Source organism: Haloleucobacter albus (assembly GCF_052492075.1).
On the sequence record NZ_JBQWAS010000019.1, the window covers coordinates 113,568 to 136,835 of the forward strand.

Genomic DNA, 23,268 nt, shown 5'->3' on the forward strand with positions numbered 1-23,268 from the left:
GCTTGGTGGGGCGTTTCGGCACTATTTCTGTTTTCCAATGGAAGAGCGTGACAGGAGCATAAGCCCGCCGCGCGGAAATGCGAGCGCAGGACGGGTTTTTCCGGTCAAAAGATGGGAAAGTCCCTCAGGCCGGCGCAGGAATAAAGGGTGCGCCTCTGGAGAGGGAGAAGGTTGAGGGCAGATTTGCCACCCTTCTGATCCGTTCAATAATCACGGCAGAGTGGCAAAAACACGGCGGAGCCGCCTCCGCATGTTTTGTTCCTGGCCGACATGAAAACGGCCGGACACGAGGTCCGGCCGTCAGGGTCTTGAGTTCGGGCCTCAGGCTGTGCCCTGTATGGAGCGTGCCCTGTGGCGCGGTATTCGGGCCGGGCTCAGAAGCCCATGCCACCCATGCCGCCCATACCACCCATGCCGCCGGGCATGGCCGGCGCAGCAGCGCCTTCAGCCTTGGGCAGTTCTGCGACCAGAGCTTCTGTGGTGATGAGCAGGCCAGCCACGGAAGCCGCGTCCTGAAGGGCGGTGCGCACCACCTTGGTGGGATCAAGCACGCCAGCCTTGATCATGTCCACGAACTCGCCGGTCTGGGCGTTGTAGCCGAAGTCATATTCAGCTGCTTCCAGCACCTTGCCGACCACGAGCGAACCGTCATCACCTGCGTTGGAGGCGATCTGGCGGGCCGGAGCCTGAAGCGCGCGGCGCACGATCTCGACGCCGGTCTTCTGGTCGGCATTCGCGACTTCGACAGCTTCCAGAACCTTCAGGGCGCGCAGCAGGGCGGTACCGCCGCCGGGCACAATGCCTTCTTCCACCGCAGCGCGGGTGGCGTTCAGGGCATCGTCCACGCGATCCTTCTTTTCCTTCACTTCGACTTCGGTTGCACCACCAACGCGCACGACAGCCACACCGCCGGCGAGCTTGGCGAGACGCTCCTGAAGCTTCTCGCGGTCATAATCAGAGGAGGTTTCCTCGATCTGCGCCTTGATCTGGGCCACGCGGGCGTTGATCTCTTCCTTGGAGCCAACACCGTCAACGATGGTGGTGTCTTCCTTCTCGATCACCACCTTCTTGGCGCGGCCGAGCTGGTCCAGCGTGACGCCTTCCAGCTTGATGCCGAGGTCTTCGGAGATGACCTGGCCGCCGGTAAGGATGGCGATATCCTGCAACATGGCCTTGCGACGATCACCAAAGCCGGGGGCCTTCACGGCCGCAACCTTCAGGCCACCACGCAGCTTGTTGACCACCAGCGTGGCCAGAGCCTCGCCTTCCACATCTTCAGCAATGATGAGCAGCGGCTTGCCGGACTGCACCACAGCCTCGAGCAGCGGCAGGATCTCCTGCAAATTGCCGAGCTTCTTCTCATTGATGAGAATGTAGGGATCTTCGAACTCAACCCGCATCTTTTCGGAGTTGGTGACGAAGTAGGGGGAGAGATAGCCACGGTCGAACTGCATGCCTTCCACGACATCCAGCTCGGTCTCGGCGGTCTTGGCTTCCTCGACGGTGATGACACCCTCGTTGCCAACCTTCTGCATGGCTTCGGCAAGGAAGCTGCCGACTTCAACGTCGCCATTGGCGGAGATGGTGCCAACCTGCGCGATCTCCTCATTGGAGGTGATCTTCTTGGACTTGGCGGCCAGATCCTTCACCACGAGATCCACGGCGATATCGATGCCGCGCTTCAGATCCATCGGGTTCATGCCGGCGGCAACCGCCTTGGCGCCTTCCTTCACGATGGCCTGCGCCAGAACAGTGGCGGTGGTGGTGCCGTCGCCAGCCAGATCATTGGTCTTGGAGGCCACTTCACGCACGAGCTGGGCGCCGAGATTCTCGAAGCGATCTTCCAGCTCGATTTCCTTCGCCACGGACACGCCGTCCTTGGTGATGCGCGGCGCGCCGAAAGAGCGCTCCAGAACCACGTTGCGACCCTTGGGGCCGAGCGTCACCTTCACGGCGTTGGCGAGGATGTCGACGCCACGCAGAACCTTGTCGCGGGCTTCAACGGAGAATTTCACGTCCTTGGCAGCCATGTGCCTTGCTCCTTGAAAGCATAAATGTCTGGGTCATGCCCCATTCCGCCATCGTGCGGAGGGGCAGGTGGCCGTCAGGCCGGGGAATTGTGCTTGAAGAGCTGAGCCTCAGAGCACGCCGAGGATGTCGCTTTCCTTCATGATGAGCAGATCCTGCCCGTCAATCTTCACTTCGGTGCCGGACCATTTGCCGAACAGCACCTTGTCGCCAGCCTTCACGTCAAGGGCCACGAGTTCGCCCTTTTCGTTGCGCGCGCCGGGACCCACGGAAACGACTTCGCCCTGCTGGGGCTTTTCCTTCGCGGTATCGGGAATAATGATACCGCCGGCGGACTTCTGCTCAGCGTCGAGGCGCTTGACGACAACGCGATCATGCAGAGGACGGAAACCCATCGGGGAAAATCTCCAGTTGCTTTGCTGATTTTCGAGGCACCGGGCTGTAAAACCCGGCTTAGGGCCGATCTAGGAGCCAGCCCCGCAGCCTGCAAGGGGCTGCCATGATTTTTTTGGCACTCTTTGCTCTCGAGTGCCAAAAAGCCGCCGTAAAGGCGCTTGGCGAAAGCAATCGGAAGCCATGGTTCAGGGCCGTAAATCCTGAAATTCAGATGCGGCGGATTTTGTCAGCAGTCTGCTCGTATGGCTGACAGCTCTTTGTTTTTGCAATGGAAACACATTTTTCAGGCTTGGCGCCGCGGAGTGGTTGTGCGGATACTGGCCGTGAGCCTCGGGGCAAGCCTCAGGGCTTTTCCCTGAAGTCATCATGCGGAGCAAGCAAGATCTGCATGTGTTCCCGAGGTGCGTGAAAAGAACCGTTTTGCCCGATGTGAGAGGTCAAATATTAGCTTAGCCAGAGATGGAGGTGTCACCATGGCATCAATCGTTCCGCCGCGAGAGACGGTTTCGCGTGATTTTGCCCGGCAGTGGGAAGGCTTTGTGCTGGCCACGGCAGAAATTCTCTATCATCTGCCGGATCACCCCTCTCTGTTGCAGAGCTATCTCTGGCAGGACTATGACAAATGCCCGGAATTTCCAGAGCTGAACAAGTTCCTCAGCTTCTGGACCAGGGAGATTGAAGGGCGGTTGCATTCGGTGCGGGTGGCGCATTGCGGGCTCATCAAGCCCGCTGAAATGCGCGCTGTGGACGGCTTGTACACGCTGCATTGAAGGCGAGCAGCGGTGCGGGCTCTGCATGAATGATCATGGCGCATGCGTGCCTGGAAACGCCCGCAGGTTGCAGGCCGGACGGGCGCGCATGTTGCTATCATGCTTCGGGCCAGATTGTTCGGACGATATGTTCCGCATGTGCATGGACGTGGGCGCACTTCCTTAATATAAGCCCTGACGCTGCCGCTTTTCCGGTGTTATTAGGGGGTGACCTTGAGGAAGGTCATCATTCGCCCACGAGGCCGTTTTGGACCACCGCACACCCCGCACATCTGAATTGCTCGCTGCTGTCCTCGTCGCCACGGAGGGGGACAAGGTGGCGGTTGGTGATCTGGTGAATGCGCTGCGCAACCGTGCCTTTGGCATCCTTCTGCTGATTTTCGGCATTCCCAACTGCATTCCCATGCCGCCAGGCCTTCCGGTGATTTGCGGTATCATTCTTGCGCTCATCGGCTTGCAGATGGCGTTGGGCCGGCAGGAAGTGTGGCTGCCGGAGATCATATCCCGGCGCACCTTTTCACGTTCTGTCCTGGAAAAGATCGTGAATACCTCGCGGCCCTATATCGAGCGCTTCGAGAACTGGTCCCGGCCGCGTCTTCCGCAGGTTTCCGGAGCCGCAGGGCGGCGGGGAGTGGGTGTGCTGGTGGTTGTGCTGGGGCTGGTGCTGGCGTTTCTGCCTATCCCCATCTTCGGAAACATTCCGCCGGGCATTGCTGTGTGCGTGCTGGGGCTTGGGCTGGTGGAGCGTGATGGCGTGATTATCGCCATTGGTTATGCGGTTACCGCGCTGGCCCTTGTCGTTCTGGGGCTTATGGCATGGGCGTTGTGGCGGGGCGCCATCGCCATTCTCTGAATATCTGTACTGTTTCTGTATTTGCGCCGATTGTTGGACCCATGCGTGTTGATGCCTTTGATTTCGAACTGCCTCCCGAGCAGATTGCCCTGCGGCCCATGGAGCCGCGAGAGGCCGCCCGTCTGCTGGTGGTGCGTCCGGGTGCGAGCCCGGAGCGGGAAGATGCACATGTGGGGGATCTGCCGCATTATCTGAAGGCGGGGGATGTGCTGGTGGTGAATGACACGCGTGTCATTCCCGCAGCTCTCGTCGGAATCCGCAGCCGGGAGGGCGGTAGCGACGTGCGCATTGAAGCCACGCTGGTAAGGCGTCGGGATGGACGGAGCTGGACAGCCTTCGCCAAGCCGGCCAAGCGCTTGCGGCCTGGCGATGTCATTCGTTTTGAAGGGGCTGGAGGCGTGGTGCTGGAAGCCACGGTGCAAGCCAAGCGGGAGGCGGAAGTCGATCTGGCATTCGCCCTTGCCGGGGCGGATCTGGATGCGGCCATTGCCGGCGTCGGCCATATGCCCATCCCGCCCTATATCGCCGCGCGCCGGGCTGAGGATGCAAAGGATCGTACCGATTATCAGACCCTTTTCGCAGCGGTGGATGGGTCTGTCGCGGCCCCCACAGCCAGCCTGCATTTCACGCCGAACCTGATGGCCGCGCTGGAGGGCAAGGGCGTGGAGGTGGTGCGCGTGACCTTGCATGTGGGGCCGGGCACCTTCCTGCCGGTCAAGGCGGAAGATACGGCCGGCCATGCCATGCATGCCGAATGGGGGGAGGTAACGGAAGACGCCGCCGCCCGGCTGAATGCCGCAAAGGCATGTGGCGGACGTATCTTCACGGTTGGTTCCACGCCCACGCGCCTGATCGAGAGTGCCGCAGATGAAGAGGGGCTCATTCACCCCTTTCTGGGTGAAACGGATATCTTCATCACGCCCGGTTATCGCTTTCGGGCCGTGGATGCGATGATGACGAATTTCCACCTGCCGCGTTCCACGCTGGTGATGCTGGTGGCCGCGCTTATCGGCCATGATGTGCAGAAGCGCGCCTATGCCCATGCCATCGCCGAGAATTACCGCTTCTATTCCTATGGCGATGCCTGCCTGCTTCTGCCACAACGGCCCGATCATGACTGACCAGACCGCACAGCACCCTGACACTTTTTCCTTCACCCTGACAGCAACGGACGGGGCTGCCCGCACCGGCCATGTTTCGACCCCGCGCGGACGCATCCGCACGCCGGCCTTCATGCCGGTGGGCACCGCTGCGACGGTGAAGGGGCTTTATTTCAATCAGGTGAAGGCCACGGGTGCGGATGTTGTGCTGGGCAACACCTACCATCTCATGCTGCGCCCCGGTGCGGAGCGGGTGGCGAAGCTTGGTGGCCTGCATCGCTTCATGGGCTGGGATGGCCCGATCCTCACCGATTCCGGTGGCTTTCAGGTGATGTCGCTGTCTTCCCTGCGGAAAATGAGTGAGGAGGGGGTCTCCTTCCGCTCTCATGTGGATGGCGCGCCATATATGATGACGCCTGAGCGTTCCGTTGAAATTCAGGGGCTGCTCGGTGCGGATATCCAGATGCAGCTGGATGAATGCGTGAAGCTGCCCTGTTCGGATGAAGAGACCGAGCGCGCCATGCGTCTTTCCCTGCGGTGGGCGGAACGTTCAAGGCGTGCCTTTGAGAAGCAGCCGAAGGGGCGGGCCCTGTTCGGCATTGTACAGGGCGGGGCCTCCAAGGCGTTGCGTGTGGAATCTGCCCGTGCGCTCGCGGATATGGACTTTCCCGGATATTCCATCGGCGGCCTTGCTGTGGGGGAGCCGCAGGAGGTGATGCTCGACATGATTGAGACTGTCGAGCCGCATTTGCCCACATCCAAGCCCCGTTACCTGATGGGAGTCGGCACACCGGATGATATGTTGCAAGCGGTTGCCCGTGGTGTGGACATGTTCGATTGCGTCATGCCCACGCGTTCCGGCCGTCATGCGCTGGCTTTTACCCGCTTTGGCCGTATCAATCTGAAGAATGCTCGACATGCAGATGATCCGCGCCCGCTGGATGAAACCAGCGATTGCCCGGCCATGCGGGATTATTCCCGCGCTTACATCCACCACCTCATTCGTTGTGGTGAGATGCTGGGCTCCATGCTGCTGACATGGGCCAATGTGCATTATTACCAGCAGCTCATGGCTGGAGCCCGCGCGGCTATCGCTGCCGGGCGTTATGCGGATTATGTGGCTGAAACGAAAGATGGCTGGGCGCGGGGCGACATTCCGCCGTGGAACGCCTGAACTTTTGCGCCTGAAACCTTTCTGAACCTCCAGGGAGTGCCCTGAATGGATTCTTTCTTCACCCTCTCCAAGCTGTTCTGGTTTGTCGCGGCCCCTTCCAATGCGCTTGTGCTGTGCGTGGTGCTGGCTGCTCTGCTGCTTGTGGCTGGCTGGAGGAGAAGTGGCCGGGCGCTGATGGTGCTGGGAATCGCCGGTCTTCTGGTGTTCGGTTTTTCACCCGTGTCCAATTATATTCTCTCGCCGCTGGAAGAGCGTTTCCCGCCCTTTCAGGATGATGGACGCCCCATTACCGGCATTATCGTGCTGGGTGGCCCGGAACTGCCGGAAATCGCCATGGCGCGTGGTCAGCCTTCTTATGCGGAAGGTGGCGAGAGATTTCTCATGTTTGTGGCGCTGGCCCGGCGTTACCCACAGGCGCGGCTGGCTTTTGTGAGTGGCAGTGGCGCGCTGATGCCCAGCGGGGAAGGCGTGGAGGCGAAGATGACGCGCCAGGCACTGCGCCTTGTGGGGATTGATCCGGCGCGGGTGGAAATGGAAGAGCATTCCCGTAATACGGCCGAGAATGCGCTGTTTGCGAAACAAGTGCTGAAGCCGCAGCCCGGTGAGAACTGGATTCTCGTCACCAGCGCCTTTCATATGCCCCGTGCGGTGGGGTGCTTCCGTGCGGTGGACTTTCCCGTTCTCGCTTTCCCGGTGGATTATCGCACTGTGAGCGCCGAACAGTTGAATGCGCCTTTTTCTCGCGCTGCAACCGGCCTGAATTTCACGGACTTTAGCGTGAAGGAATGGGTCGGGCTCGTTGTTTATTATCTCACAGGCAAGACGGAGAGCCTGTTTCCCGCGCCTTGAAATGGCCGCGCCGCCGAGTGTGGTGGCGCGGTTGCTTCTGTTCAGTCGTTTCGCGGCAGGCCGAGCCGGTAAACCCCGCGGAACTGAGCTGGATCTATGACCTTCCCCTTGCGGTAAATCAGCAGGCGACCGGCCTGCGCCATGGCCACGGCCACCCGGCGCACTTCTGGCAGGACATGCTGCCAGTTTTCTCCGGGCGCTACGGCTTGCGCCACATCCATGGGTGCAAGGGTGCGGCCGGGCGGGCAGGCCGCAGCCAGTTGCAGAATGGCTTGCTCCACATTTGCGGAATCCGCAGTGGATGGGGTTGGCGAATCAGGTGTGTCCAAGCTGTGTGTCATCATTCTTTCGTAGGGAATTTTCGCCCCCTATCCACAGTCGCAAGATGCGATGAGAATGGGGCTATATGGTTTATTTTCACTGAATGTGTCTAAAAGTTACGCAATATCAATGGGGTGTTCGGGATCAGAAGGGCACTCCCCAATTGCGGCAGGAGTAGGAGGGGAATGGGGCCGCAATCTGCCCCCTCTTGCCACAGGGTTGATAAAATCTTAAACGGCTTAGGTGCCGGGCTGCTCCGCAAGGGGTGGCAGGCGTTTCGTGAAATGAGCTGCTGAATCGCATCATGAATCCGACCCAAGCTCGCTCCTGTTGGGGTGTTGCGCGTACTGCGTTGACCGTATTCCTTCTGGGAGTCGCTGTCGTTTATCTCTTCGGCGGGTTTGATCCCTCCGCACTGAATGTGAAGTAGGTCATTTGCGCGCCGGGAGGCCCCGGTGCGAGATGTAATCCTCGGAGGCCACGCCTCCGACCTGTCACGGGCGAAGCCTTGAGCCTTGCCCGGACCTGTCCTGAAGGTTTGGCTCGTCTGTTGCGGCACGGGCCGCCTTGATTGAGAGCCCCGCAGGCACTTCAAGCCAATTGCCGAAGTGTCTCGGGGTGGTGGGTTTCCGCTCTCATTCTTGATGCCGCAACTCTTCCTCTCCCCTTTCTGTTCCATTTTCGCCCAGCTTCGATGCTTGGGGGAGTGTGTCCATGTCTCGTGCGGGTATGGCTTCCCTCTGGTCGTGCAGGGCGTTATCAGGAAGCCATGGCGCTTCATTTGATAAAGCTGTGTGTTGGCGTTCCATCCCTTGAGGAGCTGGAAGGCTGGGTTCGTGATGAGAAGGCTCTGGCTGATGCGGCTGGGCGATCTTATGAGCAGGCCCATGTCACGCGCATGGTGCCCAGCCGTGTTTCCGAATTGCTGGATGGGGGCTCGCTCTATTGGGTAATCAAGGGGGAGGTGGCCGCCCGGCAAAAATTGCAGGATATTCGCCCCTTCGTTGATGGAGAGGGAGTGCGCCGTTGCGCCTTGGTGCTGGAACCAGAGGTGGTGCGCGTGCGCCCGCGCCCCTCACGTCCGTTTCAAGGCTGGCGCTATCTCAAGGCTGCCGAGGCCCCGCTGGATCTGGAAGGCGCAGCATCCGGCCTCAATGATATGCCGGAAGATATGCGGCGGGAGTTGATGGCTCTCGGGCTGTTGTAGAAACGCTGTCTCGCGCAAAACCTGAACGACGTTCATGTTGTTTCCAGAGAGCGCGCCGTTCTCACGCACAGGCTGCGCAACGCATTAGCCATGCGCGGCTCCGTTTATTCCAGACAATGTTTTGCCTTGCCTGGTCTGCCAATGGTGTTGGCGGGGCCGGTCTGCTCGTGGCTGGGCGACTGGAATGCACATATGCAGGGCATGAAACAGCGTGTTGACCAGCATTCATCCCAATAGTAAATTATGGAATAGGCATTCCATATAATAGAACAATAAGCGAAATGGCATATGGGAGGAAAAAATGACGAGATCCGGCAGGATGGGTTCATCTCTAAAGCGCACTCTCCACCACGGTTTGAAGCGGTTTCGGCAAAACTAGGTGTTAGCTCGCGCATATGGCTGCTGATGGGGTGGTTCATATCTCCCCCCATGAGGTCTGCGCGGAGCTGATACGAACTTCATCAATCAGACAGGGTGACTTCAGAACGCGACGGAAATGTTCCGCCAGCGCATGCAGTCGGCTGTCTGCCCGGATCAGCTAGGGTGGAAGAATGTCGTCTGAAACAGAGAGCAGAATAGGCTTCGCGCCAGAATATGACCGGCCCGTTTCTTATATGCAGCGGACGCGTGAATGGTATCTCGGGCTTGGCTATGACAATCCCTATGTCTGGGCGCATTATATTGATGTGCCTTTCCAGGCACTGCAAAAGCCTTTGGCGCTCAGCCGTCTCACCTTCATCACCACGGCGGCGCCCTACCAGCCGGACAAGGGGCCGCAAGGGCCGGGCGCGCCCTACAATTCCGCTGCCAAGTTCTACAAGGTCTATTCCGGCGATGCGGCTGGAGAGCATGATCTGCGCATCTCTCATGTCGGGATCGACCGTATTCATACCAGCATGGAAGATGCCCGGAGCTGGTACCCCATGGCCGCTCTGCGTGCCGCAGTGGAGCAGGGACGGATCGGTGCGCTGGCGTCACGTTTTCATGGTGCGCCCACCAATCGCAGCCAGCAGCACACCATCAAGGTGGATGCGCCGGATATTCTGGCCCGATGCCAGGAAGATGGGGTGGATGTGGCTCTGCTCATTCCCAATTGCCCCATCTGCCACCAGACACTGAGCCTGATTGCGCGCCATCTGGAAGCCCATGGCATCGCCACCGTCATCATGGGGTGTGCCAAGGATATTGTTGAATATTGCGGTGTTCCACGCCTGATGTTCTCGGATTTTCCGCTCGGTAATGGGGCCGGTCGTCCGCATGATCCGCAAAGTCAGTCCGAAACCCTGGAATGGGCCTTGCGCCTTCTGGAAAGCGCTCCGGGCCCGCGCACCACGCTGCAATCTCCCTTGCGCTGGAGCGAGAGCGCCGAATGGAAGCTCGATTACTGCAACCTTGCACGCCGCACATCTGAAGAGGTGGAGCGCCTGAAGGCTGAGGCCGAGGAGGCCCGCCTGCTGGCCCGCAAGATCCGTGAAGAAACCCTCTTTGTTGAGGGTGTGGCCTGATGTCCTTGGGGGCTCTTGCGAGGGGTAGGCGGGGAAGCGTCGGGAGATGAAAGTGGAGGCATTGTGAACAATACGCTCGTGAAAGGCATGGCTGTGCTTGAGGCGTTGGCCTATAGCGACCGCGCGCTGGGTGTATCTGAACTGGCGGCACAGCTTGAGATCGGCAAGAGTAATGCCCATCGCTTGCTACAGGCCCTGACTGAGCTGGGCTATGTGCAGCGCAATGGCGATGCGGGCACCTATCAGGCTTCCATCCGCTTGTGGGAACTGGGCGTGGCCATGTTCTCCAATCTTGATTTGCCAGCTCTGGCAACCCCGGCCATGGAAAGCCTGCTGCTGCGTTGTCAGGAGACGGTGCATCTTTCGATTCTGGATAATGATGAGGTCGTCTATCTGCACAAGATCGATAGCCCTCAGCCTGTACGGGCCTACAGCCAGACGGGCGGTCGTGCGCCAGCCTATTGTGTGGCCACTGGAAAGGCCATGCTGAGCGCGCTGAGCGATGCCCGCCTGAATGATCTGTCCACGCGGCTGGAGCGCCACAGCCCCAAGGGCATTGTGGTGCCGGACGACTTCCTTCGGGAGATGGCGCGCATTCGCGATCAGGGCTTTGCTGAAAATCGTGGCGAATATCGTGAGAGCGTCTGTGGTGTGGCGGCTGTCATTCGTGATCCGTCCGGCAAGGTCATGGCCGCTATCGGTCTTTCCGGGCCATCGGAACGGGTCAAGTCTGCCCGTTTCAAGGCGCTGGGCAGGGAGGTAATGCGCGCCGCAGCCGAGGTGGAGCAGGCCATTGCCGGAGATGGGCAGGCAAGTGGGCGCGGGCAAGTGGGCGCGGGCAGGGCGGCGCGGGCAGGAAGGCCGTAACAGGTGATAGCCAGATGCCCTGCGTAAACTGAAGGCAGGGCCTGTTTTCTTCTGCCCTGAGGCTTCCGTCAGATACTGAACAGAACAAGCAAGACAAACAGAGGGAAAGCTCATGCTCGATAGTTCCACACTGCATTCTTCAGATCTTCTGCGCGGTGTGCGCGTGGTGGAATTTTGCCAGGTGGCTGCGGGGCCTTTCTGCGGCATGTTGCTGGCGGATTACGGGGCCGATGTCATCAAGATCGAGCCGGCCGCCGGCGATGGCCTGCGCGCATGGCCGCCCATTCGCGGGGGCTTTTCCGAGAATTTCGCCTCGCTCAACCGGGGCAAAAAGTCGATCGTTCTGGATCTGAAAGACCCGGCAGACCGGGACATCGCCCGCGCGCTGGTGCTGGAATCCGATGTGCTGGTGGAGAATAACCGGCCTGGCGTGATGGAGCGCCTGGGGCTCGGTTGGAGCTGGGCGCGAGAGCACAAGCCGTCTCTGGTCTATTGCTCCATCTCGGCCTATGGGCAGAGTGGCCCGCGCGCCCGTGAGGGTGGGTTTGACCTCACCATTCAGGCTGCCGGCGGCGTGATGGGGGTGACAGGTGAGGCGGGTGGCGCGCCGGTGAAATGTGGGGTGCCCGTGTCTGACTTTACAGCCGGGCTTTATGCGGCCTTCAGCATCTCGGCCATGCTCACGCGGGTCCGTTCCGGTGGTCCGGGCGGGCATATTGATGTGCCGATGTTTTCCACCACGCTGGCGATCGGCGCGTTGCAGACCAGTGAATATTTCGGCACCGGGCATAACCCCCGCAAGCTGGGTTCGGCCCATCCGCGCAATGCGCCCTATGAGGCTTTTCGTGCGCGTGATGGCTGGTTTGCCCTTGCGGCTGGCAATAACCGGCTGTGGGAGACCGTGTGCGATGTGACGGGGGTGCGTGAGTTGTTGGATGATCCTCGCTTCACCACAAATACACTGCGTGCCAGCCATCAGACGGAGCTGAAGGCTCTTCTGGAAGAAAAATTCGCTATGGCGGATGCCGCAGAGTGGCTAGCCCGTTTCGCTGACGCAGGTGTGCCCTGTGCCCCCATCAATGATTATGCCTCTGCGCTCTCGGACCCGCAGGCCGATTATCTGGGACTGGTTCAGCCTATGGAAATGCCGGGCGGCACCAGCTCTCGTACAGTGGGGTGCCCGGTCTGGATCAATGGTGCGCCAGTGCCGGTCGATACCCGTTCTCCTGCTCTGAACGAGCATGAGGCTGAGTTGCGCGCCCATGTCACAGATGCGAGCGCTGTAGCCGCAGACCGAGAGGAGGTCGTGTGATGGCCCGTGGCACATCTTCTTCGGTGATGGCGGGGGCAGGGAATGGAGCTTCCGGCACGTTGATTGGCGATCCGGTCGCACCTCTGCGCAATTTCGTCGTGGAGATGACCCGCCTCGTGGAACGCACCAACCGCGAGCCTGATATTCTGCGTGAGGGGGAAGCCCTGCTGGCTCGCCTGGTGGCGCAGGATGACTGGTTGCCGGAGCGCTTCGCCCAGCCTCATCCGCAATTCTACCAGCAATATCTGCTGCATTCTGACCCTTATGAGCGCTTCTGTGTCGTCAGCTTTGTCTGGGGGCCGGGGCAGGAGACCCCGGTGCATGACCATACAGTCTGGGGGCTGGTGGGTGTGTTGCGGGGCGCAGAGCGGGCGCTGAACTATGTTCATGAGAATGGGCAGATGAAGCCGAACGGCGAGGTGGAATTGCTGCGCGCCGGCGAGGTGGCCATGGTGTCCCCCTCCATTGGCGATATTCATGCTGTCAGTAACGCCTTTGATGATCGGTCTTCCATCAGCATCCATGTTTATGGGGGCAATATTGGCGCAATCCATCGCCATGTGTTTGACCGGGAAACCGGAGCCGCCAAAGCCTTCGTTTCCGGTTATTCCGCCGAGATGACGCCCAATCTGTGGGACCGATCGGCACAGATCCGTGCACTTCTGGAGGTGTGAGGCCAGATGAACACATATGCTGAATCTGTTGCTCCGCCCTGCCTGCTTCAGGTTTCGGAAGGCTTTGCGGTGGTGACGCTCAATCGCCCGGCCCGAGGCAATGCGCTCTCCAGCGCCATGGTGGAAGCCATGCTGCCCATGCTGGAGGATGTGAGCCGGAACCCGGACATTCACACACTGGTGCTGCGGGGGCAGGGGCGGCATTTCTGTTCCGGCTTCGATCTGTCTGATCTGGCCAATGAAACCGACGCCTCGCTTCTGGCGCGCATGGTCCGCATTGAAATGTTGCTGGATGCCTTGTGGCGTCTGCCCCGGCGAACCATCGCCATCGGACAGGGCCGGGTGACAGGGGCAGGGGCTGATCTCATGGTGGCCTGTGACCATCGTCTGCTGGCTCACGAGGCGAGCATGACCTTTCCCGGCGCGCGGTTCGGTCTGGTGCTGGGCACAAGGCGGTTGGCCACACGGATTGGCGCGGACAAGGCCATTCTTGCGGTTTCACAGGGGCAGATGCTGAAAGCTACGGATGCCATGGCCTGCGGGTTGGCGACCGCTCTGTTACCGGAGGGGGCCGCACCTGAGGATGAGGCCCTGTGGACACAGATGGGCCCCCTCGTCGTTGAGATGGCAACTTTCGCTCAGTTGCGCGGCGCGCTGGATGACAAGGCATCCGACACGGATCTGGCGGCATTGGTGCGCTCTGCCGCGCGACCGGGTTTGAAGGCGCGGATCGAGGCGTATCGCGCCGCTGTGGAGGCCGCCCGTGCGGAGAGCAGGGGGCGTGCGACAAGCTGAGATCGTTAGCCCGCATGAAGACGCATCCGGCAGCGTTCACGTCCATGTTCGCGTGCCTGCGGCAGCTTTGCCACGGTTTTGTGCCGGATGTACTTTTATACCGGCTATGCGGATGTGTGAGTTGAGAGAGAAGCCCGGTTCTGCTTCTGTGTGAAGATCTGAAGCTTTTCGCGCGGGGGACTTTTGCGCGAAAAGCTTTTTATCAACATGATGTGGGTACCGATGGAGACCTTGACCCTCGCGCTCATCGTTCTGGCCGCCATCGTGGTCGGCACGATTATTGAGCGTCTTATTCCTTTTGCCGTGCCGGCACCGCTCATTCAGACGGTGCTGGGTGTCCTCATCAGCCTGACAACGCCCTATACCATTGAGCTGGAACCGCATCTTTTCTTCCTGCTCTTCATTCCTCCCCTGCTGTTTCTGGATGGCTGGCGCATTCCCAATGAGGAGTTGCTGAAGGACAAGGCCATCATCGTTTCCCTTGCGCTGGGACTGGTGATCTGCACCGTGCTGGGGGCCGGCTTGTTCATCAACTGGATGATCCCGTCCATGCCGCTGGGTGTGGCCTTCGCGCTGGCAGCCATTGTTTCGCCGACAGATCCGGTGGCGGTTTCGGCCATTGCCTCCAAAACCCCGGTACCAAAGAAGATCATGCACATTCTGGAGGGGGAATCCCTGTTGAATGATGCGTCAGGTCTGGTGGCCATGAAGTTTGCCGTGGCTGCCGTGCTGACAGGCGCTTTTTCCCTGGTGGATGCCTCGGAAACATTTGCCTGGTTGGCCATTGCCGGCATTGTGGCCGGTGTCGCCACCACGCTGGTCATCAATTTCAGCAAGAGCATGATTACGCGTCGGCTGGGTCATAATACCGGCGCGCAGATCCTTACCAGCATTCTCATTCCCTTTGTGGCCTACATGATTGCCGAGCATATCCATGCCTCGGGCATCCTGGCAGCCGTGGCCTCCGGCATTACCATGAGCGTGGCTGAACATGCGGACCGCGATCTGGCCATCACCCGCATTCATCGCAAGGCGGTGTGGGATGCCATCTACTTTACGGCCAGCGGCGCAACCTTCATTCTGTTGGGTGAGCAACTTCCGCGGCTCATTTCCAGCTCGGCCGAAATCGTACAGGCAACCGGCCATCGCGATCCGCTATGGATCATTTTCTATGTGGTGGCCATTACGGCCGTTCTGGCGCTGGCCCGTTTCATCTGGGTGAAGATCTCGCTGCTGCTGACGCTGGCGAATGCGCGCCGGCGCGGGCAGGCCAAGGCGTGGCAAACCTGGCGTATGACAGCCGTACTCACTTTGGCGGGCGCGCGGGGTACCATTACGTTGGCAGGTATCATGACCCTGCCATTCCTGCTGCCGGATGGTTCGCCCTTCCCAGCACGTGATCTGGCCATTTTGCTGGCGGCGGGTGTCATTCTCGTTTCGCTCGTGGCGGCCAGCGTCGCGTTGCCTGTGCTGCTTCCAAAGCTGCAACTGGATGAGGGCGGGGACAGGGAGGCGCGTATCGATCGCGCACAGGTGCTTTCAGCAGAGGCGGCGATCCGGGCCATCGAAAACAGCATCATGAGTGTTCAGGACACGATTGATGAGGATATCTGGACCCGCCAAAGCCTCCAGATTCTGGATTTTTACCGGAACCGGCTGGAGGAAAAGACGATCAGCGGAGGGGATGTGGAAGACAGCGCCCGTGCGCGTCTTGCCCGCGCCGCCTTGCTGAAAGCTGCCATAACGGCTGAGCGGGAGGAGATCTTCCGTCTCGCCCGCGCCCGACAGTTGCCGGATGATGCCGCGCGTAAGCTGATTAAGGATATTGATCTGTTCGAGACCCGCTTCCTTGGCGGTGACCATCATCATTGAGGGCGGGTTTTGTTTTGAACATGGCTTGAAACGGGGCAGGTGCGATGCGCTCGCCCCGTTTCACATGGGTTCAATCCAGAACGGCGGCTTTCAGCAGGCACACCATGAAGGCATGGGCCGGCTCGGTGCCGTTATTGCGCAGAATATGGCGCTGGTCACAACGATAGCGCAGGGTTTCGCCGGCCTTCACGGTTTCCGTCTGGTCGCCGATCTCGACATCCAGCGCGCCGGAAAGAACGGTGAGGCATTCGACCGAGCCGCGCTGGTGGCCTTCGGAATCCAGCTCTCCTCCGGGATCTGCATGCAGGTCATAATATTGCAGCCATTCGACCGTCTTGATCCAGCCGATGATGGAGAGCCGCATGCGCCCGTCTTCGGAGACGAGCATGGGGGTTTCCGGGCGGGTGATCTTCTCGATGAAGGGCGTATCATCGCCGGAGGCCAGAACTCGTTCGACGGACATGTCCAGCGCCTGGGAGAGCCGCCAGATGGTGGCGAGGGTGGGGTTGGTTTCGTTCCGCTCGATCTGGCTGATGATGGATTTGGCCACGCCGGATTGCTCGGCCAGCTCTGCGAGGGAGAGGTTATACGCCTTGCGCAGCCGCTGAATGGTTTTGCCCAGTTGCCCGGCCAGAACCTGCGCTCCGGTTTCCAGCGTGCTTCCACCGCGGTCTTTTGCTGCCATGATACTGAACCTTTCACCGGACAAGCGTTCGCTTTACCGGACATGGCGGGGCTTGGCCAGAGCTTTACCGAGGGGATGCGAGCAGGGGCCAGAGGGCATGAAAATGGTGAACCGGGCCATGCCCATGGCCGATATGCAGCGTATCGGCCACCGCGATTGCACCATTGATATAGGCCTTGGCTTGCGCCACGGCCTCTTCCAGCGCCAGGCCCCGCGCCAGCCCTGTGGCAATGGCTGAAGACAGGGTGCAGCCGGTGCCATGCGTATTGCGGGTGGCATGTCGTGGTGCGGGCAGGCGGGTGAGGCCACTAGAGCTGATGAGAATATCCACGCTCTCGGCGCCTTCACCATGCCCTCCCTTCATCAGCACGGCTTCCGGGCCAAGCTTCATGAGGGCTTCACCCTGGCGGGTCATTTCGGCTTCGGTCGTCGCAGGATCGCAAGCCAACAGGGCCGCGGCTTCCGGCAGATTCGGGGTGAGCAGGGTGGCGCGGGGTAGCAGATGCGCTTTCAGCGTGGCCACGGCATCATCTGTCAACAGTTTTGCGCCGGAGGCCGCCACCATTACAGGGTCCAGCACCACGGTGTGTGCCTTGTGGCGGGCCAGCCCTGATTCCACGGCGCGAATGGCGTCCGGGCGTGAAAGCATTCCTATCTTCACGGCCTTCACATCCAGATCAGTAAAGACGGCATCCATCTGTGCGGCGATGAAAGCATCTGGCACATCATGAATGGCCGTGACACCCAGCGTGTTTTGTGCCGTGAGGGCTGTGATGACGCTGGCGCCATAAACGCCAAGGGCGGAAAAGGTTTTCAGGTCGGCCTGAATGCCTGCCCCTCCGCTGGAATCGGAACCGGCAATGGTGAGGGCGATAGGGGCGGCAGATGCAGACACGAATGCGTTCCTTCATCTTGCAGTTCACGACAGGCACGCAGATGGGCCTGTAGAATGTTCTCATGTTCAGCATGTTATGGCATGGGTGAAGCGGCAAGGCCATGTTCTGCGCCGGGCCGCCGCCGATGCTTGCTCGCGGGCTGAAAAGAGCTCTTGCCCGGCAGGCTCTTGCGCGGACGGGTGCATTTGTTCACCCTGCGCGCTGATCGTTAGGAGAGTGTCGTGATCCCTTTCTTTGTCCAGATCAAGTGTCAGCTCGGCAAGGCTTATGAAGTGGCGGACATGATTGCCGATGCGGAAATTGCTTCGGAAATCTATTCCACTGCGGGTGATTATGACCTGCTGGTGAAATTCTATGTGGAGCCGGGCACGGATATCGGCCAGTTCGTGAACCAGAAGTTGCAGGTTATTCCCGGCATTCGGGATACACATACCATCATCACTCACAAGGCCTTCTGAAGCGGCCTCTTCTGTGGAGCCTCAGGGCTGGCGGAACGCTCTGGCGGGCATTGCCGTGTCGCCAGAGCACGGCTATTGCTGTGCACGCTGCCGTATGCGCCAGAAGGGTCTATCGGCACCAGAGCCATCAGGGGAATGCGAATGAGTCTGGCCTACAGGCCTGACATTGACGGCCTGCGGGCCATCGCTGTCGGTAGCGTGCTGCTGTTTCACGCCGGGTTTGCCCCTTTTTCGGGCGGCTTCATTGGCGTGGATGTTTTCTTCGTTATCTCAGGCTATCTCATCACCTCCATCATCTATCGGGAGATGCTGGAGGGGCGCTTCTCGCTGGTGGATTTTTATGATCGGCGCGTGAGGCGCATTTTGCCGGTCTTGTTCGTTGTGCTGGCCACCACAACGCTGGCCGCTTTTTTCCTGCTGCTTCCGGCGCAGATGGAAGAATATGCCGCTTCTTTGGGGCCGGCTGTATTATTCTACGCCAATATCCATTTCATGCAGTTGCAATCCTATTTCGCCCCCACGGCGGAAACCATGCCGCTGCTGCATCTGTGGTCTCTGGCGATTGAAGAACAGTTTTACATCGTATTTCCGCTGGTGCTGTTCCTGCTGGCGCGGTTCACGCCGCGCTGGGTGACTGTGAGCGCGCTGGTGTTGATCGGGCTGGCATCACTTATTCACGCCCAGATGGAGCTGGGGGAAGATGCGCGGCGCGCCTTTTATCTGCTGACTTCCCGCGTATGGGAATTTCTGGTCGGCGGGCTTGTGGCCATTGCACCGCTGCCGAAGGCGGGGCGGCGCGTGGCCTCCCTTCTGGGGGGCATCGGGCTTTTGGCCATTCTGGCGCCGGTGTTCATCTATGCGCGCAGTACGCCGTTTCCGGGTGTTGCGGCTCTGCCTCCGGTGCTGGGCACGGCGCTTGTTATCTATGCCGGTGGTTGTGCTTCTGATCTGGCCGTGGGCCGCCTGCTCAGCCTCAAGGGTGTGGTGCAGGTGGGGCGCATGTCCTATTCGCTCTATCTGTGGCACTGGCCCCTTCTGGCCATGGCCTATGTCTATAAGGGGCGCGCGCCGAGCGATCTGGAAGCCGGCCTTCTACTGGCTGCGGCTGTTGTGCTTTCGTATGTGTCGTGGCGTTATGTGGAAATGCCGCTGCGCAAACCGGCGATGTTTCTGGGGCGCCGCTCCCTGCGTTTCGCCTGTGCGGCGGGCCTGATTGCGCTTACTTTCACAGGCGCGCGCGCCATGGAGCGGGCCGAGGGTATCGTCTGGCCGCTTTCTCCCTTTGGTCGGGAGGCGAATGCCCTTTTGGCGCGCCGTCTGATCCCGGAGGAGCCTGGCCGTTGCAAGGATGATCCGAAGCACATCTTCAACGCGGGAGGCCGCAGTTGCTCGCTGGGGCCGGATGCCGGCACCACGCATTTCGATGTTCTGGTGTGGGGAGATTCCCATGCGGCATCATCTTTCCGCGGCTTGTCGGAACTGATCGCGGAAGATGGGCTGACGGTTCGCCTGCTGACATATGCGGGTTGTCCACCTTTGATCGGAGTGCGCCCGGTAGTGCGGGAAGAGCAGGGCGAAGGGTGCGCGATCTTCAATAATGCAGTGATGCAGCAGGTGGAGAAAGCGCGGCCGCGCCTCGTCATCCTTGTGGGGCGGTGGTCTTTGTGGACGCAATTCTCCCAGCGGAATGTGGCTTTGGTTTCGGCCGATCTGCCGGGCAGTGAAGCCCCCAGTGCGGATGGAAGTCGCGCGGCCTTTGCATGGGCGCTGGAGCAGACCATCGCCAAGCTGCGCAGCTATGGGGCCAATGTGCTGGTGGTTGGGCAGGGGCCTGAGTTCGAGCGAGACCCGGTGGAATGCGTGCTGCGCAATGAATATGCCGGGCGTGACAGCTCTTTCTGTTTCTCGGTTCCTCGGGCTGAAGGGCTGGTGCAGAATTTGCGCGCCAATTTCACCTTTGAGAAACAGGTGAAGAAGGCCGCAGATGACGGAACTTCATTCGTCTCGCTGGCGGATCTCTTCTGTGATGAGAAGCGCTGTTATGCGGTGAAGGATGGGAAGTTTCTCTATAGCGATGGTAATCATATCAGCCGTATCGGCTCACCTCTCCTGCAAACCTATGAAAAACTGCGTGAGAAGGTGCAGGCCGCCGGTGTGAGACTGCAAGGCGCAGACATGCAATAGCAGGGTGCAGGGGCGGCCTGCTCCTGTTCCACCCCAGCTCAAAGAGGTGCCTGTGAGTTATCTCGTTGTTTTCATGGGGGCGGGTTTCGGCGGTATGCTGCGGCATATGGTTGGTATGTGGCTGCCGCGTCTTGTGGGAGCGAATTTTCCCGCCGCTACCATGTTCGTGAATATCACGGGTAGCTTTCTCATGGGGCTGGCTGTGGGTTATTTCGCTTTTCGGGCCAGTCTGCTGGAAGGGGCAGGCTGGCATCAGGATGCGCGGTTGTTTCTCACGACCGGACTGCTGGGGGGCTACACCACCTTTTCCACGTTTTCTCTGGATACGCTGTTCCTCTTTGAAAGAGGTGATGTGGGCGTTGCTCTGGCTTATCTGGTCGGTTCCGTGGTGTTGTCATTGCTGGCTATTTTCCTGGCTCTCGCCCTTATGCGGGGGCTGGTCGGCGGGGCATGAGCACAGGGCAGGGCGGGAAAGTCTTTCTGCGGCGTGACGTGGCGGCCCTCATGCTCTATTGCTCTGGCAAAATCTGAATTTCTCGCACGAGGATGTTCCGCTCATGGCGGTCGAGTTGAAGACGGTGGCTGAAGACGAGACGGGCATGCGCCTGGATCGTTGGTTCAAGCTGCATTATCCGGATCTGTCTTTTGGCCATCTACAGAAGCTGGCGCGCACCGGACAGGTGCGTGTGGATGGTGGGCGGATCAAGACCTCCACCCGGCTGGAGAGCGGGCAGAGTGTGCGCATTCCGCCGCTGGGGGGAGAGGTTGAAAGCAATGCCTCGGCCGGCAAGGGTGCGGCGGTCGGGGCAGGTGCCTCTGGCAAGGGGGGCGCTGGCCAGGCCCCCGGCATGTTGCGGGGCAGCCGGGGCGAGAGTGAGGATCTGGCTTTTCTGCGATCACTCATCCTGTATGAAGACAAGGATGTAATGGTGCTGAACAAGCCCTTCGGCCTAGCCGTGCAAGGGGGCTCCGGCACTTATCGTCATGTCGACAAGCTGCTTGAGACCATGCGCGACAAGGACGGACAGCGCCCGCGCCTTGTTCATCGCATCGACAAGGACACCTGTGGGTGCCTGCTGATCGCCAAGACCCGTCTTGCCGCTTCCACTCTGGCCAAGAGCTTCCGCTCTCGGGCGGCGCGCAAGGTATATTGGGCTGTGGTGCCGCATGTGCCCAAGCCCCGGCAGGGGCGTATCTCCACCTATCTGGCGCGGGACGAAGGCGAGGAGCGGATGCGCGTCGCCCGCCATGGGGAGGACGATGCCAGCCACGCCATCACCTATTATGCCGTGGTGGATCAGGCCGCCCAGAAAATGAGCTGGCTGTCGCTGAAGCCGGTGACGGGCCGCACCCACCAGTTGCGCGCGCATCTGGCGCATATTGGCCATCCGATTCTGGGTGACCCGAAATATTTCAACATTGAGAACTGGGAACTGCCGGGCGGCTTGCAGAATAAGCTACATCTGTTGGCCCGGCGCATCGTCATTCCCCACCCTCGTGGCGAAGGCATGATCGACGTTTCTGCGCCGCTGCCGCCTCATATGGCGCAATCCTTTGCCGTTCTGGGTTTTGACGCCAGCCAGTATGACCCCATTCTGGAGGCCCCGGAGGGCTGAGGGATGCAGCTTGTGCGGCATTTTAGGTGGCGTTTCTTGATCCGGCGCACAGGCTGCCTGTGCGCCGGGTTGCTCCTGTTTCTTGCGATCCTTCTTTCAAGCCCGGTGCGGGCGGAAGATGTGGTGGATCTGTATGAGGAACTGAAGCTGGCCCAGCCCATTGCCGTTCCTTCCTATGAGTTGCCGCAGGCTGCGGAGGGGCTGCCAGAAGCGCTGGCCGTGAATGTGCTGCATGATGCCGGGCATGATTTTCTGCGCATCACACGCCAGCGCGGAGGGGGCTGGGAAGATGTGATCGAACTGGCCCTGTGGCTGGATGATGAGGGCGCTCCGCTTCTGGGCCTGAGTGAACGTCAGGTCGAGAAGGGCGTGCCGGTTCTGGGTCGCTTGCGCTTTTACTCAAAAGCTTCCGGGCGCTGGAATCTGGTGACGCCGCAGACTGTGCCTGATGCCTCCGTATCGTTGTGCAAGCTTCCGCCACCTGCGAAAGATCAGCTGCCGGAAGATGCGCCTTTTCGCCCCATGGGCTTTCTGCTGCCGCAACAGGGTGCGGATCTTCAGGTGTGGTGTCTGCATGATGCGCCCGCTGCGGGGCGCGGCGTGTGGTTGCGCTGGAACGGGGCGCAGGCTGACTTTTCATTCGGACCGGCCCTGATCGGCTCCCCGCCATGGCGGAAGGTGGGTGCGACGCAACCCTAAGGTCGGCTGGATTTGAGGGCTCCGCAGGCGGCCCTAACGAGATTGTGGGGCTGCTCTGCATGGAAATCAGAGGCGAAGCCCGCTCAAACTCTTGAAGAACGCTCGTCTTTGCCTATGGTGCAGCCTGAACAAGGCGCTGATGCGAATGGCTTGATGAGTCTGCTCCGGGCTGCATGTTTCCCCTTGTCCTGAACGTGGCGCACCTTGCTGTGGCAAAGTCAGGGGCAAGGTGAATGGCAGGCCGGTTTTGCACTTTGCCCAATCGGTTTTTCGGCTGGGCATGGCGTGCATGAATATGGTTGCTGTTTGCGGGACGCCCAAGGGAAATAAGGTTTGATGAAACCCCTGATCGCGTTGGCGCGCGGTATTGATGCCCTCAATGCCCGCATCGGCAAACTCTCGGCCTGGCTCATTCTGGTCGCCATTTTCGTTTCGGCTATCAATGCTATTGTGCGCAAGCTGTTCGATGTCAGCTCCAATAGCTGGCTGGAACTGCAATGGGTGCTGTTTTCGGCCGTTTTCCTGCTCTGCGCCTCGTGGACATTGCGGGACAATGAGCACATCCGCATTGATATTCTGAACAGCCATTTCAGCAAGCGCACCCGTGATGGCATTGATATTTTCGGCCATCTCTTTTTCCTGCTGCCTTTCTCCCTGCTGATCCTGTGGACCTCGGTGCCCTTCTTCATCACCTCCTGGGATATTAATGAGCAATCCCTGAATGTGGGCGGGTTGCCGCAATGGCCGGCCAAGTTGCTTATTCCTGTCGGCTTTCTCCTGCTAACGCTGCAAACCTTCTCTGAACTGATCAAGCGCGTGGCCGTCATCACTGGTCATATGGAAGATCCGCGAGGGCCGGAGGGCGGCGAGCCTGCGCTGGATGTGGAGGCGGAGAGGTTGATGGGAGCTGCGGTGGATGGCCCCCATAGCGGGGCTGCAACCGAGAGTGGAAGCGATGGCGCTTCCGCACAGCGCTGAGAGGACGACCGTGACAATGATCTCTCTCA

General features: G+C 60.1%; 23 protein-coding genes. 18 read left to right on the forward strand and 5 right to left on the reverse strand.

The window, feature by feature from the left end:
* Window positions 1-374 precede the first annotated feature (374 nt).
* Both groL and groES read right to left on the reverse strand, forming a co-directional pair.
* Window positions 375-2,030: a chaperonin GroEL gene (gene groL, locus ACT6QH_RS03880; protein WP_444973493.1), complete on the reverse strand. Its 1,656-nt coding sequence runs from the start codon at window positions 2,028-2,030 to the stop codon at window positions 375-377.
* 108 nt (window positions 2,031-2,138) lie between these two features.
* Window positions 2,139-2,423 carry a co-chaperone GroES gene (groES, locus tag ACT6QH_RS03885; protein ID WP_444973494.1) on the reverse strand — a complete coding sequence of 95 codons (285 nt, stop codon included), beginning with the start codon at window positions 2,421-2,423 and terminating at the stop codon, window positions 2,139-2,141.
* Between the two features lie 474 nt (window positions 2,424-2,897).
* Here groES and ACT6QH_RS03890 point away from each other — a divergent pair, with 474 nt between their 5' ends.
* The 5 genes from ACT6QH_RS03890 to ACT6QH_RS03910 all read left to right on the forward strand — a co-directional run bounded on the left by ACT6QH_RS03890 (window position 2,898) and on the right by ACT6QH_RS03910 (window position 7,170).
* Window positions 2,898-3,194: an usg protein gene (locus ACT6QH_RS03890; RefSeq protein ID WP_444973495.1), complete on the forward strand. Its 297-nt coding sequence runs from the start codon at window positions 2,898-2,900 to the stop codon at window positions 3,192-3,194.
* Between the two features lie 247 nt (window positions 3,195-3,441).
* Complete coding sequence (locus ACT6QH_RS03895) at window positions 3,442-4,047, forward strand: exopolysaccharide biosynthesis protein (protein WP_444973496.1); 606 nt, start codon at window positions 3,442-3,444, stop codon at window positions 4,045-4,047.
* Between the two features lie 41 nt (window positions 4,048-4,088).
* Window positions 4,089-5,168, forward strand: coding sequence for a tRNA preQ1(34) S-adenosylmethionine ribosyltransferase-isomerase QueA (gene queA / locus ACT6QH_RS03900; protein WP_444973497.1), 1,080 nt, complete (start codon window positions 4,089-4,091; stop codon window positions 5,166-5,168).
* Entirely contained in the window at window positions 5,161-6,321 is a 1,161-nt protein-coding gene (tgt, locus tag ACT6QH_RS03905; protein WP_444973498.1) for a tRNA guanosine(34) transglycosylase Tgt, read from the forward strand. Before queA ends, tgt begins: the two co-directional genes overlap by 8 nt.
* A gap of 45 nt (window positions 6,322-6,366) precedes the next feature.
* Complete coding sequence (locus ACT6QH_RS03910; RefSeq protein WP_444973499.1) at window positions 6,367-7,170, forward strand: YdcF family protein; 804 nt, start codon at window positions 6,367-6,369, stop codon at window positions 7,168-7,170.
* A gap of 41 nt (window positions 7,171-7,211) precedes the next feature.
* On the opposite strand, the gene ACT6QH_RS03915 is transcribed toward ACT6QH_RS03910, so the two are convergent.
* Entirely contained in the window at window positions 7,212-7,499 is a 288-nt protein-coding gene (locus ACT6QH_RS03915) for a DUF3253 domain-containing protein (RefSeq protein ID WP_444973500.1), read from the reverse strand.
* A gap of 761 nt (window positions 7,500-8,260) precedes the next feature.
* Here ACT6QH_RS03915 and ACT6QH_RS03920 point away from each other — a divergent pair.
* The 7 genes from ACT6QH_RS03920 to ACT6QH_RS03950 all read left to right on the forward strand — a co-directional run bounded on the left by ACT6QH_RS03920 (window position 8,261) and on the right by ACT6QH_RS03950 (window position 15,723).
* Window positions 8,261-8,698, forward strand: coding sequence for a DUF1489 family protein (locus ACT6QH_RS03920; RefSeq protein ID WP_444973501.1), 438 nt, complete (start codon window positions 8,261-8,263; stop codon window positions 8,696-8,698).
* A 551-nt stretch (window positions 8,699-9,249) separates the two neighbouring features.
* A complete protein-coding gene (locus ACT6QH_RS03925) occupies window positions 9,250-10,203 on the forward strand; it encodes a glycine reductase (RefSeq protein WP_444973502.1) in 954 nt (317 codons plus the stop codon).
* A 63-nt stretch (window positions 10,204-10,266) separates the two neighbouring features.
* Window positions 10,267-11,070 (forward strand): IclR family transcriptional regulator, encoded by an 804-nt coding sequence (locus tag ACT6QH_RS03930; protein ID WP_444973503.1) that lies wholly within the window; start codon window positions 10,267-10,269, stop codon window positions 11,068-11,070.
* A 112-nt stretch (window positions 11,071-11,182) separates the two neighbouring features.
* Window positions 11,183-12,382: a CaiB/BaiF CoA transferase family protein gene (locus ACT6QH_RS03935; protein WP_444973504.1), complete on the forward strand. Its 1,200-nt coding sequence runs from the start codon at window positions 11,183-11,185 to the stop codon at window positions 12,380-12,382.
* A complete protein-coding gene (locus ACT6QH_RS03940; RefSeq protein ID WP_444973505.1) occupies window positions 12,382-13,056 on the forward strand; it encodes a cysteine dioxygenase family protein in 675 nt (224 codons plus the stop codon). Before ACT6QH_RS03935 ends, ACT6QH_RS03940 begins: the two co-directional genes overlap by 1 nt.
* A gap of 6 nt (window positions 13,057-13,062) precedes the next feature.
* Window positions 13,063-13,851 carry an enoyl-CoA hydratase/isomerase family protein gene (locus ACT6QH_RS03945; RefSeq protein ID WP_444973506.1) on the forward strand — a complete coding sequence of 263 codons (789 nt, stop codon included), beginning with the start codon at window positions 13,063-13,065 and terminating at the stop codon, window positions 13,849-13,851.
* A 222-nt stretch (window positions 13,852-14,073) separates the two neighbouring features.
* A complete protein-coding gene (locus ACT6QH_RS03950; RefSeq protein ID WP_444973507.1) occupies window positions 14,074-15,723 on the forward strand; it encodes a Na+/H+ antiporter in 1,650 nt (549 codons plus the stop codon).
* A 70-nt stretch (window positions 15,724-15,793) separates the two neighbouring features.
* Here ACT6QH_RS03950 and ACT6QH_RS03955 read toward each other — a convergent pair whose 3' ends face one another.
* Together ACT6QH_RS03955 and thiD are read right to left on the reverse strand one after the other, a co-directional pair.
* Window positions 15,794-16,408 carry a helix-turn-helix domain-containing protein gene (locus ACT6QH_RS03955; protein ID WP_444973508.1) on the reverse strand — a complete coding sequence of 205 codons (615 nt, stop codon included), beginning with the start codon at window positions 16,406-16,408 and terminating at the stop codon, window positions 15,794-15,796.
* Between the two features lie 64 nt (window positions 16,409-16,472).
* Window positions 16,473-17,303: a bifunctional hydroxymethylpyrimidine kinase/phosphomethylpyrimidine kinase gene (gene thiD, locus ACT6QH_RS03960; RefSeq protein WP_444973509.1), complete on the reverse strand. Its 831-nt coding sequence runs from the start codon at window positions 17,301-17,303 to the stop codon at window positions 16,473-16,475.
* A gap of 222 nt (window positions 17,304-17,525) precedes the next feature.
* Between thiD and ACT6QH_RS03965 the strand changes: the two genes are divergently transcribed.
* The 6 genes from ACT6QH_RS03965 to ACT6QH_RS03990 all read left to right on the forward strand — a co-directional run bounded on the left by ACT6QH_RS03965 (window position 17,526) and on the right by ACT6QH_RS03990 (window position 23,239).
* Window positions 17,526-17,762, forward strand: coding sequence for an Lrp/AsnC ligand binding domain-containing protein (locus ACT6QH_RS03965; RefSeq protein WP_444973510.1), 237 nt, complete (start codon window positions 17,526-17,528; stop codon window positions 17,760-17,762).
* Window positions 17,763-17,903: 141 nt separating this feature from the next.
* Window positions 17,904-19,946, forward strand: a complete 2,043-nt coding sequence (locus ACT6QH_RS03970) for an acyltransferase family protein (protein WP_444973511.1) — start codon at window positions 17,904-17,906, stop codon at window positions 19,944-19,946.
* A gap of 52 nt (window positions 19,947-19,998) precedes the next feature.
* Window positions 19,999-20,400 (forward strand): fluoride efflux transporter CrcB, encoded by a 402-nt coding sequence (crcB, locus tag ACT6QH_RS03975; RefSeq protein ID WP_444973512.1) that lies wholly within the window; start codon window positions 19,999-20,001, stop codon window positions 20,398-20,400.
* 103 nt (window positions 20,401-20,503) lie between these two features.
* A complete protein-coding gene (locus ACT6QH_RS03980) occupies window positions 20,504-21,562 on the forward strand; it encodes an RluA family pseudouridine synthase (protein ID WP_444973513.1) in 1,059 nt (352 codons plus the stop codon).
* Between the two features lie 36 nt (window positions 21,563-21,598).
* Window positions 21,599-22,261 (forward strand): hypothetical protein, encoded by a 663-nt coding sequence (locus tag ACT6QH_RS03985; RefSeq protein WP_444973514.1) that lies wholly within the window; start codon window positions 21,599-21,601, stop codon window positions 22,259-22,261.
* 336 nt (window positions 22,262-22,597) lie between these two features.
* Window positions 22,598-23,239: a TRAP transporter small permease subunit gene (locus tag ACT6QH_RS03990; RefSeq protein ID WP_444973515.1), complete on the forward strand. Its 642-nt coding sequence runs from the start codon at window positions 22,598-22,600 to the stop codon at window positions 23,237-23,239.
* Window positions 23,240-23,268: the final 29 nt, after the last annotated feature.